We start from the raw sequence: 15318 nt of genomic DNA on the forward strand, positions 1-15318 counted from the left end.
AAGTGCGGGCGAACCGCACTCACCAGGTGTTTCAGCCGAAGATGTCGTACTGCTGGAAACCGGTGCCGAGCGACTTCCTTGTGCCGAAGATCTCGCTGGTCCCCTTGCCGGTGCCCGGGTAGAGGTACAGCGTGCCGCCGGTGGTGCGCGCGAGCAGGTCGGCCTTGCCGTCGCCGGTCAGGTCGCCGACCGCGGCGAGGGTGTTGTAGCCGGTCCAGCCGGAGCGGACCTTCACACGGGCCGAGAAGAGACCGGTGCCCGACTTGCCGGTGCCCTTGTACAGGTACAGGTCGCCGCCGCTGCTCTTGCGGGCCAGCAGGTCGGCCTTGCCGTCGCCGTTGAAGTCGCCGACGCCGCGCAGCTGGTTGTACTGGCTCCAGCCGCTGCCGATGCGGACGCGGGCGGCGAAGGTGCCGTTGCCCTTGCCCGGGTAGAGCCACAGGACACCACTCGAGTCCTCGGAGAGGACGTCGGGCAGGTAGTCGCCGGTGAGGTCACCGGGGATCACCATGGCCTTGCGGGTCTTCCAGTTGGTGAAGAGCTTCGTCGTGACCCAGGAGCCGCTGGTCTGGGCGCTGTTCAGCGCGAAGTGGTCCCAGTAGACGTCACCGGTGGAGGACACCCGGTAGACCATGTCCTGGAAACCGTCCCGGTTGAGGTCGGCCTGCAGGATGACATTGACGCCGCTCCAGTCGCCCCAGGACTGGCGGGCGGCGAGCGAAGTGCCCTTGGAGTCCAGCTCGTAGCCGACCTTGGTGGACGACTTGCGGGCGAACAGGTCGGCCTTGCCGTCGGTGTAACTCAGGTTGCTGTCGGCGGTCTGCGCGTAGGCGGCACCGACGTAGGTGCTGACCTTCGTGAAGACTGCGTAGGCACCCGCGGCGACGCAGTCCTCGACGCCCCAGGAGACGACGCCGACGATCCGGCCGCCGACGACCAGCGGACCGCCGGAGTCACCGTTGCAGGTGGTCGTCGTGCCGGTGTCGCTGCCGGTGGCGGGCTTGCCCGCGCAGACCATGTGGCCCTTGACGAAGTCGGTGCTGCCGTAGGTGGCGGTGCAGGTGGCGTCCGAGTCGATCGGCAGCGTGGCCGTCTTCAGCGTCTCGGAGATGTCCTGCGTGGTGGAGCTGGTACGGCCCCAGCCGTAGACCTTGGCGGTCTGGGCGGCCGTGCCGGTGTACGACGCGGTGTCCGTGGACGTCGTCATACGGATCGGGGTGGCCTTGACGGGAGCCGCCAGGGTGAGCACCGCGATGTCGTTGTTGGGAGCGCCGTTGGTCGACACGGTGTACGACGGGTGGTTCCACTGGCGCAGTACGGCGGTGGCGGTGCCGCCGTGCAGGTTGGCGGTGCCGTCGCTGTTGGTGGTGGGCAGCGAGGCGGTGCCGGTGACGACCGCGGAGTCCGTGGTGCTCCACTTGAAGCCCTTGACGCAGTGCGCGGCCGTAAGGATCTTCGTGGGCGAGATGACCGAGCCACCGCAGAAGAAGCCGACGTCGTCGCTGGTGCTGGTGGTGCCCTTGGTGTCGTAGTACCAGAGCTGCGCCATCCAGGGCGCCGCGGAGATGGTGGTCGTACCGCCACCGATGATCTTCGGCGAGACGGCGGAACCGCTCGCGGTGGATTTCGGCGTGGTCGTCGTACCGCTGTCGGCGGCGATCGCACGGGCGATCCGCTGGTTCAGGACGGCCTGCGACGGCGTGCTGACGGCCGGCTTGACCGTGGGCGCCGGCTGGGTGGCCGCGCTCGCGGACGACGACATCAGCGCGGCGGCGACGGCCGCGGCGACCCCGGCCGCCGCGACGGGCAGCGCGAGCCGTATCCGGCGTCTGTGACGACCGCTCCCGGACGTGGGTGTATCCACCTAAGTCCCCCCCTCGGGATAAGGAGTTCGTGATTCGGTCAATTGACCGAAGGCGCGATCGTACATCGGAGAAGGAACACGAAGGACCGCCCCCCGCGTCTTTCGGGGGGCGGACCTCTTCTCGTCCCGGGATGATCGGGGCTACGCGGCCGTGGAGCCGTCGCTCACCGAGCGGACATGCCGAACCGGAGCCGGCGGCCGGGAGGCCACCTGTGCCCGGTGCGCAGGTGGTGACCGGCTGTGCGGTGCCTCCGGTCACGTTCGCCCACGGCATCGCGTAGAGCGAGCCGTAGGCGCCCGGTCCATAGGGCATACCGATGTAGAAATTGGCCCGCGTGCCGTACAGGCTGGTGCCCGCCGCCTGTGCGGCGGTCGGCGTTCCCGGCAGGCCGGAGCTGTTGCCGGCCTCCACCCACCGGTCGGCGGCACCCGGAGTGCCGCGCAGACCGAAGACCTGCACCGCACCCGCGTCGGCAACCGTGCCGATGTCCTCGCCCGGCACGCCGACGGCCACCACCAGACTCTCGTCGGTCGCGGTCGCCCCCGGAGCCCGGTTGCCGAGAGCGACCTGTGCGCCCATGCGGTCCCCGGATTCCGAGGACGCGGTGAGGATGCCTTCGGAGCCCATGCCCTGTTCGAGGTGGAGTGCCGCCTTGCCGGTACCGAGACCTCCGGAGGCTTCCGTAGATCGCGTCCACGGTGCCGGCGTCCGTCGCGCTGCCGACGTCCTCACGGGAGGTGCCGACGACCAGGTCGGTGCAGCCGCCCTTGGTGTAGTCCACGGTGGCGAGGGAGTCGCCGAAGCAGTCGTTCGGCTCGGCGTCGCCGGGCACCGATGCGAGGCCCTGGTTCAGCTCCGACGTGCCCTTGCCACCGCCGTAGACGACGCGTACGAGACCGGCCTTGGCATCACCGCTGACGGTCGCCTCCGGATCGGCGACGGCCATGTCCTCCTTTTTGTCGCAGTTGAAGTCACTGCCGGTCGTCGCTGGCTGAACGGTCACGCCGAGCGCCTGGGCGACGTCGATGCGGGGCGCGTCGGCGCCCGTGTAGGCGACGGTCTTTCCGCTAGCAATGGTGAATGATCGAGGGATCGGCGCAGACGCTGGATCAACTCTTACCGATTTCACAACCACCAGAAAGCAGTGCCACTTTCCTGGGGCAGGGAAAACCGGCCATCAACTGAACGCGAGCAGCCCCTGCAAATGAGTACGCGCACTCATGCACGGCGCGGGGTGACGGCCGGAGACTGCGCGCATGACACCCATTACTGCACCCGTCAGCACGTTCACCCAACCCCGGCGCGCCCTGGCGGCCGCGGCCCTCGCAGCTCTGGCGCTCACCGGTTGTGGCAGTGACGGGTTGGGTGGCAGTGGGACAGCGAGTGGGCCGGCGGGCGCCGGCGCCAAGGTGAGTGCCACCCCCTCGACCGCCGAGCAGGCGGCGTTCGTGGCGATGCTCGACAAGGTCGCGCAGCCGTGTTCCTCGACCGGGGCCCCGTCCGGGCCCACCGACAAGGAACCGACCGGTCCGCAAGGGGACCCCAGCCTCCCCCCTGGCGGGACGCCCCCGGCTGAACCGATCGAGCCCGGCGCACCCACGGAACCGGGTGCGCGGTTGAGTGAGCGCGATCGGTGTGCGAGCGTCCAGCACGAGCAGCGCATCATCCAGGCGCTGCAGGAAGTCTCGGAACCCACCCCAGCCAAGGTTCGCAAGAGCTTGAACCGCCTCGGCTATGTCGACGAGCGCATCCACGATCTCAAGCACGACGGCAGGACCACGCGCTTCTACCTCGACCTGCGCGAGAACGGCGGTCGGCTCTGCGAGGCAGGCGTCGCGGCGGGCGAGGAGACGGATGTCACCCCGTGCATGGGTCCCGCCACCGGATCGTTCTCAGCCAAGGACCTGTTGTCCGGCCGGAAATGATCGCTTGAGGAACACCACAAATGCGGGACGCCGACCGCTCCCGCTCCCGCGACCGGCTCTTTTATCCAAGTAAGCGGAGGAAAAGAAACCGGATTGGTGTGACTGGTATCACTACATCGGACGAGCCCTCTCGGAGGCGCCAGACGAGCAACACAAAGGGTCGCCCCCTGCGCTTTGCGAGGGGCGACCCTTTGCTTTACTTCACGACAGCGATCAGTCGCCGTTACCCGGCGTCGGCGTCGTCTTCTGAATCTGCATCAGGAACTCGGCGTTCGACTTCGTCTGCTTCATCTTGTCGAGGAGCAGTTCGACCGCCTGCTGCTGGTCGAGGGCGTGCAGCACCCGGCGCAGCTTCCAGACGATGGCGAGCTCGTCGGGGGCGAGCAGGATCTCTTCCTTACGGGTGCCGGACGCGTCCACGTCCACCGCCGGGAAGATGCGCTTGTCGGCGAGCTTGCGGTCGAGCTTGAGCTCGGCGTTGCCGGTGCCCTTGAACTCCTCGAAGATCACCTCGTCCATGCGGGACCCGGTGTCCACCAGCGCGGTGGCGAGGATGGTCAGCGAGCCGCCGTCCTCGATGTTGCGGGCCGCGCCGAAGAAGCGCTTCGGCGGGTACAGGGCCGTCGAGTCGACACCACCGGACAGGATGCGGCCGGAGGCCGGCGCCGCGAGGTTGTACGCACGGCCCAGACGCGTGATCGAGTCGAGCAGCACGACGACGTCGTGGCCCAGCTCCACCAGACGCTTGGCGCGCTCGATGGCGAGCTCGGCGACCGTGGTGTGGTCCTCGGCCGGGCGGTCGAAGGTCGAGGAGATGACCTCGCCCTTGACCGACCGCTGCATGTCGGTGACCTCTTCCGGACGCTCGTCGACGAGGACGACCATCAGGTGGCACTCGGGGTTGTTGTGGGTGATCGCGTTGGCGATCGCCTGCATGATCATGGTCTTGCCGGTCTTCGGCGGGGCCACGATCAGACCGCGCTGGCCCTTGCCGATCGGCGACACGAGGTCGATGATCCGGGTGGTCAGCACGCCCGGGTCGGTCTCCAGGCGGAGCCGGTCCTGCGGGTAGAGCGGGGTCAGCTTGTTGAACTCCGGGCGGCCGCGGCCGTGTTCGGGCGCCATGCCGTTGACGGAGTCGAGGCGGACCAGCGCGTTGAACTTCTCGCGCCGCTCGCCTTCCTTGGGCTGACGGACCGCGCCGGTGACGTGGTCGCCCTTGCGCAGGCCGTTCTTGCGGACCTGGGCGAGGGAGACGTACACGTCGTTCGGGCCGGGCAGGTAGCCCGAGGTCCGGATGAACGCGTAGTTGTCGAGGATGTCGAGGATGCCCGCGACGGGGATCAGGACGTCGTCCTCGGCGAGTTGCGGCTCGGCGCCGCCGATCTCGTCACGGCCACGGCGGCCGCGGCGGTCCCGGTAGCGGCCCCGGCGGCCGCGGCGGCCGCCCTCGAAGTCGTCGTCGTCCTGCGGACCGGCGTTACGGTCACGGTCCTGGCGGCCGCCACCCTGCTGCTGCGGCTGCTGCTGCTGCTGCTGACGGTCCTGGCGCTCCGAACGGTCCTGCCGGCCACCCTGGCCGGCCTGGCCGCCGCCCTGCTGCTGTTCGTCGCCCTTGTTGCGCCGGTCGCGGTCACGGCCGCGGTCACGGCGGTCACGGCGGCCCCGGCCGTCGTCGCCGGCGTCGGCCCTGGCCTCGCCCTGCTGCTGGGGCTGCGCGGACGTCTCGCTCTTCGCCTCGGCGGTGATGGTCTCGGCGCCGGTGGCGGTGGGGCTGCCCGCCTCGGCGGTGGCCCGGCGGCGGCGGCGCTCGGCGGGCACGTCGTCGACGGCGCGCTCGGCCTCGCCCGCGCGGGTGCCGCCGGCCGGCTGGCCGGGGATCTCGATCTGCTGCTGGGCCACGGCCTTCTCGGCGGGCGCCTCGGCGGGCTGCTCCGCCTTCTTCTCGGCGTCGTCGCCCGTGCGGGCCTTGGAGGTGGCGCGGCGCTTCGGCTTGGTCTCGGTGGCCGCCTCGGCCTTGGCGGGGGCTCCCCCGCCGGCCTGGGCCTCCTTGATGACCTCGATCAGCTGGCTCTTGCGCATGCGCGCGGTGCCCCTGATGCCGAGGCCGGATGCGACCTGCTGAAGCTCGGCCAGCACCATGCCCTCGAGGCCGGTACCGCGGCGCCGCCGGGAGCCGGCACCGGAGGCAGGCGCGGAGGCGTCCGTGGCGGGCGCGGCAGCGGTCTCCTCGACACGTGCGCCCATCAGATCGGTGGTGTCGCTCACGAAGGGTCCTTCCCTGGAGCGGACGTCGGCCTGTCTGGCTCGGCGACCGGTTGTGCTGTCCGGCTTTCGGTCCTTGCCTGTGTGGACCGTGCCGGGGCGGTGTTCCGCCTGAGCGGCGGAAGAATTTTCTGGTGACGGCGCTTCCGACGAGCCGTGGCACCCGGTGTCACGTGGCGTGGTCGCACCTGTTCCGGAGCGTGCCCAGTGGCCCTCTCAGTGCCCGGGTACGACGTACTGCCCAGGTACGTCATACAGAACGCTGAGTGGCTTGGGAGACTCCCGGAAGAATGTCTGTCCCGGACGGGGACACGAAGCACCTCGCCATGGTGAGGTCGGGTGCAGACTTGAGGTTAACACTACCGGATCCAACAAACATTCCCCCTCTCCAAATCCGGCAACCGTGCGTCACATGTCGCTCGAGGTGTCATGGGCGGGCGCGAGCGGCAGCACGCTGGCGCCCTGGAGGTCGAGGTCCAGCCGGTTGGCCGCCCAGTCCGCACCGGCCAGGGCCTGCACCTTGTCGGCGCTGCCGGCGTCGGCGAGCGCCATCACGGTGGGTCCGGCGCCGGAGATCACGGCCGGGACGCCGTCGGCGCGCAGCCGCTCCACCAGAGCGGCGCTCTCCGGCATGGCGGGGGCGCGGTACTCCTGGTGCAGACGGTCCTCGGTGGCGGGCAGCAGCAGCTCGGGGCGCCGGGTGACGGCCTCGACGAGCAGGGCGGCACGGCCCGCGTTGGCGGCGGCGTCGACATGCGGCACGGTGCGCGGGAGCAGTCCGCGCGCGGTCTCGGTGAGGACCGGCTTTCCGGGCACGAAAACCACCGGAACGATGGAATTGCTGGGCTCCATCCTGATCGCCCGGGCGGCGCCGGCCTCCATCCAGGAGATGGTGAAACCGCCGAGCAGGCAGGCCGCCACGTTGTCGGGGTGGCCCTCGATCTCGGTCGCGAGCTCCAGCAGGGCCGCGTCGTCGAGTCTGGCCTCGCCACCTATGGTCACGGCGCGCGCGGCGACGATGCCGGCGCAGATGGCGGCGGAGGAGGAGCCCAGGCCGCGGCCGTGCGGGATGCGGTTGGCGCACACGATCTCCAGGCCGCGGGGCTGTCCGCCCAGCAGGTCGAAGGCGGTGCGCAGGGAGCGCACGAGAAGGTGGCTCTCGTCGCGTGGCAGCGTCTCGCTGCCCTCCCCCGCGATGTCGATGTGCAGCCCTGAGTCGGCCACCCGGACGACGACGTCGTCGTAGAGCCCCAGCGCGAGGCCCAGGGCATCGAAGCCCGGACCGAGGTTGGCGCTGGTGGCGGGGACGCGCACCCGGACGGCGGCGGCGCGGAACGCTGGACCGGCCATCGCTCGATGACTCTCCTTGAGCTGCGTGATGGTCGAATGACATTCGATAGGTACGTGAGGGACCCTCGGGCCGTGGAGACGGCGCGGCACCGCGCCATATGCGGAGGCATATGCAGCGGGCGGGTTCGGTACAGCCTATCGAAGGAAGGTTCTGTGGCGACATAGGGCGCACAGGAGGCGCACGATGCGTGTCGTAAGCCCCCTGTGCCCCCTCGGTAGGGAGAGCCCTCGCTCCCCCACCTGTGGAGTACGGCCTCCTCCACCTGTCGAGTACGGCTTGAACACTCCTTGAGTACCCCTTGAGCCGTTCTCTAGACGGCGCCGTTCTTGCAGGCGGAGCCGTTCTTCCAGGCGGAGCCGTTCTTCCAGGCGGAGTCGTTCTTCTAGGCCAGGCCCAGCCGCTCGGCCGCGGCGGCCGCGTCGACCGGCACGGTGACCGGCTGCGGGGCGCCGGCGACGGCCCAGTCGGGGTCCTTCAGGCCGTTGCCGGTGACCGTGCAGACGATGCGCTGGCCGGGGTCGACCTTGCCCTGCTCGGCGGCCTTGAGCAGACCGGCCACGGAGGCGGCGGAGGCGGGCTCCACGAAGACGCCCTCCTGAGCGGCCAACAGCCGGTAGGCGCGCAGGATCTCACGGTCCGTCACCTCGTCGATGAGGCCGCCGGACTCGTCCCGGGCCGCGAGCGCGAACTGCCAGGAGGCGGGGTTGCCGATGCGGATGGCGGTGGCGATGGTCGAGGGGTCCTTGACGACCTCGCCGCGCACGATCGGGGCGCTGCCGGAGGCCTGGAAACCCCACATGCGGGGCGTCCGGGCGGAGATGCCGTCACGGGCGTACTCCTTGTACCCCTTCCAGTACGCGGTGATGTTGCCCGCGTTGCCGACCGGCAGGACGTGGATGTCGGGGGCGTCACCGAGCATGTCCACGATCTCGAAGGCGGCCGTCTTCTGCCCCTCGATACGCACCGGGTTGACCGAATTGACCAGCGCCACCGGGTAGTTCTCGCTCAGCTTGCGGGCGAGGGTGAGGCAGTCGTCGAAGTTGCCGTCGACCTGGAGGATCTTCGCGCCGTGCACCAGGGCCTGGCCCATCTTGCCGAGCGCGATCTTGCCGCGCGGCACGAGCACGGCGGAGACCATCCCGGCGCGCACGGCGTACGCCGCGGCGGACGCGGAGGTGTTGCCCGTGGAGGCGCAGATCACCGCCTGCGAGCCCGCCTCCTTGGCCTTGCTGATGGCCATGGTCATCCCGCGGTCCTTGAAGGACCCGGTCGGGTTCGCGCCCTCCACCTTCAGGTGGACCTCGCAGCCCGTGCGCTCGGAGAGCACCTGCGCGGGCACGAGGGGCGTGCCACCCTCACGGAGCGTCACGACCGGCGTGCTTTCGGAGACGGGCAGCCGGTCCCGGTACTCCTCGATGATTCCGCGCCACTGGTGGGTCATTGCTGGTTACTCTCCTTCAACCCGCATGATGCTGGCGACACCCCGCACGGTGTCGAGCTTGCGCAGTGCCTCGACGGTCCCGGAGAGGGAGGCGTCGGAGGCACGGTGGGTGACGACGACGAGGGAGGCCTCGCCGTCCCCGTCCTGTCGTCCTTGCTGCCGCACCGTATCGATCGAAACCCCGTGCTCCGCGAACACGGTGGCGACCTGGGCGAGAACACCCGGTTTGTCGGCGACGTCAAGGCTGATGTGGTAGCGCGTGACGACATCGCCCATCGGGGACACGGGCAGGGCGGCGTACGCCGACTCGCCGGGCCCCGTTGCCCCGCTGAGCCGGTTGCGGCAGACGGCGACCAGGTCACCGAGGACCGCGGAGGCCGTGGGCGCGCCGCCGGCGCCGGGCCCGTAGAACATCAGCTGACCGGAGGCGTCCGACTCCACGAAGACGGCGTTGTACGCGCCGCGCACGGAGGCGAGGGGGTGGGTCAGCGGAATCATGGCGGGGTGCACGCGGGCCGTCACCGAGCCACCGTCCGCGGCGCGCTCGCAGATGGCGAGCAGCTTGATGGTGCAGCCCATGTTCTTGGCGGACACGAAGTCGGAGGCGGTGACCTCGGCCATGCCCTCGCGGTAGACGTCGTCGAGCCGCACCCGCGAGTGGAAGGCGATGCCGGCGAGGATGGCGGCCTTGGCGGCGGCGTCGAAGCCCTCGACGTCGGCGGTCGGGTCGGCTTCCGCGTACCCGAGCGCGGTGGCCTCGTCGAGGGCCTCCTGGTAGCCCGCCCCCGTGGAGTCCATCTTGTCGAGGATGAAGTTGGTGGTCCCGTTGACGATGCCGAGCACCCGGTTGACCTTGTCGCCGGCGAGGGACTCGCGCAGCGGCCGGATCAGCGGGATGGCGCCGGCGACGGCGGCCTCGTAGTAGAGGTCCTTGCCGTGCTGCTCGGCGGCCGCGTGCAGGGCGGCGCCGTCCTGGGCGAGCAGGGCCTTGTTGGCCGACACGACCGACGCGCCGTGCTCGAAGGCGGTGGTGATGAGGGTGCGGGCGGGCTCGATCCCGCCGATGACCTCCACCACGACGTCGATGTCGCCGCGTTTGACGAGGGCGGTGGCATCGGTGGTGACCAAGGTCGGGTCGATGCCCTCACGGACCTTGGAGGGCCGCCGGACTGCGACACCGGCCAGCTCGACGGGGGCACCGATCCGCTGCGCGAGGTCGTCGGCGTGCGTCGTCATGATGCGCGCCACCTCTGAGCCGACAACCCCACAGCCCAGCAGCGCCACCTTCAGCGGACGCGTACGCATCATCCGACCTCGTTTCCTCATACCGTCTACGGTTGGACCAGTCTCACTCACCGGACGGGAGTTTCTACCCTTCGTCCGGATCGTGAGACATCTATTTCATTTTGTGGCGATCACGGACAGGAGATCTTCCTCCCGCGTCACCCGACGTCGAGACGGAGCAGATCCTCCTCCGTCTCCCGCCGGACGATCACCCGGGCCGCGCCGTCGCGCACGGCGACCACCGGCGGCCGGAGCACGTGGTTGTAGTTGCTGGCCATGGACCGGCAGTAGGCGCCGGTGGCCGGTACGGCGATGAGGTCACCGGGTGCCAGGTCGCCCGGCAGGAACGCGTCCTTCACCACGATGTCCCCGCTCTCGCAGTGCTTGCCGACGACGCGGGCGAGCATCGGCTCGGCATCGCTCGTCCGCGAGACCAGGGCGACGCTGTACTCGGCGTCGTACAGCGCGGTACGGATGTTGTCGGACATGCCGCCGTCGACCGACACGTAGGTCCGCAGCCCGTCGAGGGGCTTGATGGTGCCGACCTCGTAGAGGGTGAAGGCGGTAGGACCGACGATGGCCCGCCCCGGCTCGACGGAGATCCTCGGCGTCCGCAGCCTGGCGCCCTCGCACTCCCTCGTCACGATCTCGGTGAGCGCCTTGGCGATCTCGTGCGGCTCGCGCGGGTCGTCGTCACTCGTGTACGCGATCCCGAGGCCGCCGCCCAGGTCGATCTCGGGCAGCTCGATGCCGTGCTCGTCCCGGATGTCCTTGAGGAGCCCCACGACCCGGTGCGCGGCGACCTCGAACCCCGACATGTCGAAGATCTGCGACCCGATGTGCGAGTGGATCCCGATGACCTCCAGCCCGTCGAGCTGCAGCGCCCGCCGCACGGCCTCCGCGGCCTGCCCGCCGGCCAGCGGGATCCCGAACTTCTGGTCCTCGTGGGCGGTGGCGATGAACTCGTGCGTATGCGCTTCCACACCCACGGTGATACGAATCTGCACGCGCTGCCGCCGGCCGAGCTCCCGCGCGATGTGCGCGACCCGCACGATCTCCTGGAAGGAGTCGAGCACGATCCGCCCGACACCGGCCTCGACCGCCCTGCGGATCTCCCCCTCGGACTTGTTGTTGCCGTGGAAGGCGATCCGGTCGGCGGGCATGCCCGCCGACAGCGCGGTGGCCAGCTCCCCGCCGGAGCACACGTCCAGGTTGAGTCCCTCCTCGTGCAGCCAGCGCACGACGGCCCGCGACAGGAACGCCTTGCCGGCGTAGAACACGTCGGCGTCCGGCCCGAAGGCGGCGCGCCAGGCACGCGCCCGGGACCGGAAGTCGTCCTCGTCGAGGACGTAGGCGGGGGTGCCGAACTCCTCGGCGAGGGTCTTCACGTCGACACCGCCGACGGTGACGACCCCGTCGGCGTCCCGGGTGACGGTCTGGGCCCAGACCTTGGCGTCGAGGGCGTTGAGGTCGGTGGGCGGCGCGGCGTAGTGCCCCTCGGGCAGGACGTCGGCGTGCCGGGGCCCGGCGGGGTGTGCGGAACGGCTCATTGCTCTTCTGGCGCTCTCTTCAGAGGTGATCGGGTGCGTCGATGCCGAGCAGGGACAGGCCGCCGGCCAGCACCGTCCCGGCGGCTTCGGCGAGGGCGAGCCGGGCACGGTGGGCGGCCGAGGGTTTCTCCTCGCCACGGGGCAGCACGGTCGGCAGGAACGGCAGGGCGGCGTCGGCGACGGTGACGAGGTGCCGGGCGAGCCGGTCGGGGGCGCGATGGACGGCCGCGCCGGTGAGGACGCGGGGGTAGTCGGCGAGGGCGGCGACGAGGCCGCTCGGGGCGTCCCGGACGTCACCCGGTACGGCGTCGAACCCGAGCCGCCCGGCACCCCGCCCGACGGCCCTCGCCCGGGCGTGGGCGTACCGCACCCGGAACAGCGGATTGCTCTCGCGCTGCACCAGGTGATCGGCAGTGATCCGGGGCCGGTCGTGGGCGGCCGGATGCAGCAGCGCCCACTGCGCGGCGTCGGGCCCGAGCAGCGCCGGATCCTCCGGCGCCGGAACGGGCCGCAGACTGGCGGGCTCACCGTGATCGACCTCACCGCGCCCGCCCTGGGTCGCGACGATCCGCACCACCGCGTCGGCGACGACCTCGGCCCGGACGTCGTACGGCACCCGCAGCGCGACGACCTGCCCGGCGAGGGCGTCGCCGTGGCCGTAGGCGGCCCCGAGCCGGCGGATCTCCCCGACCAGGGCGGTGGTCGGCGAGGACCCGGAGGCGAGGGAGATGTTGAGGAACCCGGGCCCGGTGACGACGACGTCCGCGACGCCGGTCGCGTCCGCGAGGTGGGCCAGCAGGATCTCGGCGACCCGGAGCGGCGGCTGCCCGGCGGGGCCGGCGAGCTGCAACGCGATGTTGGTGGCGTAGTCCCCGCACCCGCCCGGCCCCGGCGGCGTCACCACGACGCGCTCCGGCACGCTCACGCTCAGCTCCCCCTCGTCCACGGCACGGCGCACCGCGCCCAGCACGGTACGGGAGAGCTCCACGGGGGTCACGGGACAAGCGTAGGGGAGGAGGGGGGTGGGTGGGCGAGCCGGTTCGGGCGGGTCCCGGGATGTGGACGGAGGGATCCGGCGACGCCGCGCCATGCCTTCACGCCGACGTCACCACGACCACGGCCTCGACCACTGCACTCGACCCCGCCCCCGACCCCGACCCCGACCCCGACCCCGACCACAGCCTCGTCCACGACCACGGCCGCACCTTGGCCTCGATCACAGCCACGGCCACGACCACGACCACGGCCTCGACCTCACCTTGACCTCACGGATAGGCGGGATTGCCCCCGGCCCGCTCCCCGGCCCGCTCTCCCTCTTCAGAGCCCCGCCGCCGCTCGATCAACTCCCGCACCGTCCGCACAAGTTCAGCCGGCTCGAAGGGCTTGGCGAGAAACGCGTCGACGCCGACGCCGAGACCGGCCTCGACCTCGTACTGCGTACAGGCACTGACGATGGCGAGCGGGAGATCACGGGTCCGGGGATCGGCACGCAGCTGGGCGGCCGTCCGCAGCCCGTCGAGCCGAGGCATCACCACATCGAGGGTGATCACATCGGGCCGCACCCGATGAACGACTTCCAGACACTCGGCACCATCGGCCGCGGTCACGACCTCGAGACCTTCCAGTTCGAGATTGACCCTGATCAGCTGCCGGATGACCTTGTTGTCGTCCACAACAAGCACCCGGCCCGACGCCCCTGGCACAACTCGAGAGTAGGTCGAGACCGGCCACCGCGTCCGGGTTTTCCCGACTTCCGCCCACTGCGGGGAGGCACCCCGGGAAACCTGTTCCTGATCACCCCGCCCGAGCTGGTAGTGTTCTACCCGTCGCCGCGAGCAACAGCTCAACGCCAGACGCCCCCGTAGCTCAGGGGATAGAGCAACGGCCTCCGGAGCCGTGTGCGCAGGTTCGAATCCTGCCGGGGGCACATCCCATTAAGGCCCTGACCAGCGGAAACGCGGGTCAGGGCCTTTCTTGTGCATGCCAAAACGCACACGGCCTACCTGCTCGTGACCACTCGATCCGATGAGTCTTCGACCTGCGGTTTTCCGACACCACACGGATGGAATCCCAAATGTCCGATCCCGCGAAATCGCTCGCGCGGGACATTCACGGGACGGGAACGGCAAAAGCAGAGCCGACACCGGCAGACACCGGCTGCGAGCTGCACTTTTTCGCGCATGCGCGGTCGGAAAACATGCGGAGGAACGGGCCGTTTGACTTTCCGGATCAGCACAGGGAACCGCTGTGACCTGGGGTTTCATCCAGCATGACGCCCACTGCTGGCGTGCTTGCCCGTGTCGGTACCACGGCGCCCCGGGATACGGCATGCTGGGCGTATGAGTAGGTACGCCGCAGCCAGGGTCTACGCGCTGCCGGAGTCACTCGACGAGCTGGTCGGGCCGATCTCGGGCACCGTGACCCTGCCCCGGCACATCGACTGGGGCCCGCCCTACGCCTACGACCTCGCCGACGAGGCCGACCTGCTCCTCATGTACGAGCGGGTGATCCGCGAGGCCCAGTCCCCGGCCGACCTGCAGTCGCACCTCGATGCCGGCCTGTTGCGCCGGCACTGGAGCGACCTGTTCCTGCCGGCCCCGGCACTTGTGGCCTGGCAGGCCCGCTTCCCCGAGCTCTCGCCTGCGGCGGCTGCGGCATAGTGGACGAGGTGCACCGTCGGCTGATCCGCATCGGGCTCGACGCACTCGCCAACGATTTCGGTTACGCCCTGGCAGGCGGTTACGCCGTCCAGGCGCACCAGATCGTCAGCCGGGTCAGTGACGACGTCGACCTCTTCGCTCCGATCGACCGGGCCACCGCCGAAATGCCCGCGGCCACCGAGCGTGTCATCGACGCCTACGAAGCCGCGGGCTTCACCGTGGAGCTGGCCCACCAGAACGCCGAGCACACCTACACCCGGCTGAACGTCACCGACCCCGTCAGCGGCGTCCAGAACAAGGTGGAACTCGTCGCCGAGTTCCTCAACCATCCGCCCGTGCCCTCCGAACTCGGTCCGGTTCTGCACCCCGACGACGTCGCAGCAGGGAAGACCAGCGCACTGGACGGCCGGGCCGAGGTCCGCGACGCCATCGACGTCGACGGCCTTCTCAAGGCCGGATACACCCGCGAACGCCTGATGGAACTGGCCAGGCAGAACGACGACGGCTTCGATCCGCAGATGTTCGCCGACTCACTTGCCCGCATCCAGCGCTACACGGACAAGCAGTTCGCCGCCTACGGCCTTACCGCCGCCGAGGCCGCAGTGCTGCGCGAGCGGTTCGCCGACTGGCGACGCCAACTCATCACGCCCCAGGACGAGAAACCCGAAGGCAAGCGAACCACTGCAGCGGCTCGCACTCCACCGCGCCGGGACCAGTCTGCACAGCAGAACCCGAACACCACCACGAAGCCCCCTCCCCCCGCCCCCGGCTCTCCCGGCCGAACACCACCCCACGGCCCCCGCAGGGGCTGATCCTCCATCCCGCCGAGTGCCACGTCGATTCGCCGGGTGATCTCCGCAGTGCCCCGGAGGGCTCGCCGACCTGTTGAGATGCGATCCGGCCTGGACGGACACGCTCGCCGGTGGACGGCAGGCCGCCCACGGCTCCCGTCAGGGCACCACACAGGCCGCATACCT

12 protein-coding genes and 1 tRNA gene are annotated in these 15318 nt (G+C 70.2%); 5 read left to right on the forward strand and 8 right to left on the reverse strand.

What is annotated here, in order from left to right; all coding sequences use genetic code 11:
• Positions 1–31: 31 nt before the first annotated feature.
• Positions 32–1762: a trypsin-like serine protease gene (locus tag LQ326_RS30420; RefSeq protein ID WP_234542277.1), complete on the reverse strand. Its 1731-nt coding sequence runs from the start codon at positions 1760–1762 to the stop codon at positions 32–34.
• A 1359-nt stretch (positions 1763–3121) separates the two neighbouring features.
• Here LQ326_RS30420 and LQ326_RS30425 point away from each other — a divergent pair.
• Positions 3122–3790 carry a hypothetical protein gene (locus tag LQ326_RS30425; RefSeq protein ID WP_234542252.1) on the forward strand — a complete coding sequence of 223 codons (669 nt, stop codon included), beginning with the start codon at positions 3122–3124 and terminating at the stop codon, positions 3788–3790.
• A 213-nt stretch (positions 3791–4003) separates the two neighbouring features.
• On the opposite strand, the gene rho is transcribed toward LQ326_RS30425, so the two are convergent.
• From rho to nrtL, 6 genes are all read right to left on the reverse strand, one after another.
• Positions 4004–6058 (reverse strand): transcription termination factor Rho, encoded by a 2055-nt coding sequence (gene rho / locus LQ326_RS30430; protein ID WP_234542253.1) that lies wholly within the window; start codon positions 6056–6058, stop codon positions 4004–4006.
• 405 nt (positions 6059–6463) lie between these two features.
• On the reverse strand, positions 6464–7405 hold the full coding sequence (thrB, locus tag LQ326_RS30435; protein WP_234542254.1) for a homoserine kinase: 942 nt from the start codon (positions 7403–7405) through the stop codon (positions 6464–6466).
• A gap of 383 nt (positions 7406–7788) precedes the next feature.
• Positions 7789–8847, reverse strand: coding sequence for a threonine synthase (thrC, locus tag LQ326_RS30440; protein ID WP_234542255.1), 1059 nt, complete (start codon positions 8845–8847; stop codon positions 7789–7791).
• A gap of 6 nt (positions 8848–8853) precedes the next feature.
• Complete coding sequence (locus LQ326_RS30445; RefSeq protein ID WP_234542278.1) at positions 8854–10152, reverse strand: homoserine dehydrogenase; 1299 nt, start codon at positions 10150–10152, stop codon at positions 8854–8856.
• A 137-nt stretch (positions 10153–10289) separates the two neighbouring features.
• Positions 10290–11681 (reverse strand): diaminopimelate decarboxylase, encoded by a 1392-nt coding sequence (gene lysA, locus LQ326_RS30450; protein WP_234542256.1) that lies wholly within the window; start codon positions 11679–11681, stop codon positions 10290–10292.
• A 19-nt stretch (positions 11682–11700) separates the two neighbouring features.
• On the reverse strand, positions 11701–12678 hold the full coding sequence (gene nrtL / locus LQ326_RS30455) for an ArgS-related anticodon-binding protein NrtL (protein WP_234542257.1): 978 nt from the start codon (positions 12676–12678) through the stop codon (positions 11701–11703).
• A 29-nt stretch (positions 12679–12707) separates the two neighbouring features.
• Between nrtL and LQ326_RS30460 the strand changes: the two genes are divergently transcribed.
• On the forward strand, positions 12708–12944 hold the full coding sequence (locus tag LQ326_RS30460) for a hypothetical protein (RefSeq protein WP_234542258.1): 237 nt from the start codon (positions 12708–12710) through the stop codon (positions 12942–12944).
• A gap of 2 nt (positions 12945–12946) precedes the next feature.
• On the opposite strand, the gene LQ326_RS30465 is transcribed toward LQ326_RS30460, so the two are convergent.
• Positions 12947–13384 carry a response regulator gene (locus LQ326_RS30465; protein ID WP_234542259.1) on the reverse strand — a complete coding sequence of 146 codons (438 nt, stop codon included), beginning with the start codon at positions 13382–13384 and terminating at the stop codon, positions 12947–12949.
• A 152-nt stretch (positions 13385–13536) separates the two neighbouring features.
• Here LQ326_RS30465 and LQ326_RS30470 point away from each other — a divergent pair.
• From LQ326_RS30470 to LQ326_RS30480, 3 genes are all read left to right on the forward strand, one after another.
• A tRNA-Arg gene (locus LQ326_RS30470) sits at positions 13537–13608 on the forward strand.
• A gap of 412 nt (positions 13609–14020) precedes the next feature.
• Complete coding sequence (locus LQ326_RS30475; protein ID WP_234542260.1) at positions 14021–14341, forward strand: hypothetical protein; 321 nt, start codon at positions 14021–14023, stop codon at positions 14339–14341.
• An 8-nt stretch (positions 14342–14349) separates the two neighbouring features.
• Positions 14350–15153 (forward strand): nucleotidyl transferase AbiEii/AbiGii toxin family protein, encoded by an 804-nt coding sequence (locus tag LQ326_RS30480; RefSeq protein ID WP_234542261.1) that lies wholly within the window; start codon positions 14350–14352, stop codon positions 15151–15153.
• Positions 15154–15318 lie beyond the last annotated feature (165 nt).

The sequence above is a fragment of the Streptomyces shenzhenensis genome (assembly GCF_021462265.1).
Lineage (GTDB): Bacteria > Actinomycetota > Actinomycetes > Streptomycetales > Streptomycetaceae > Streptomyces > Streptomyces shenzhenensis.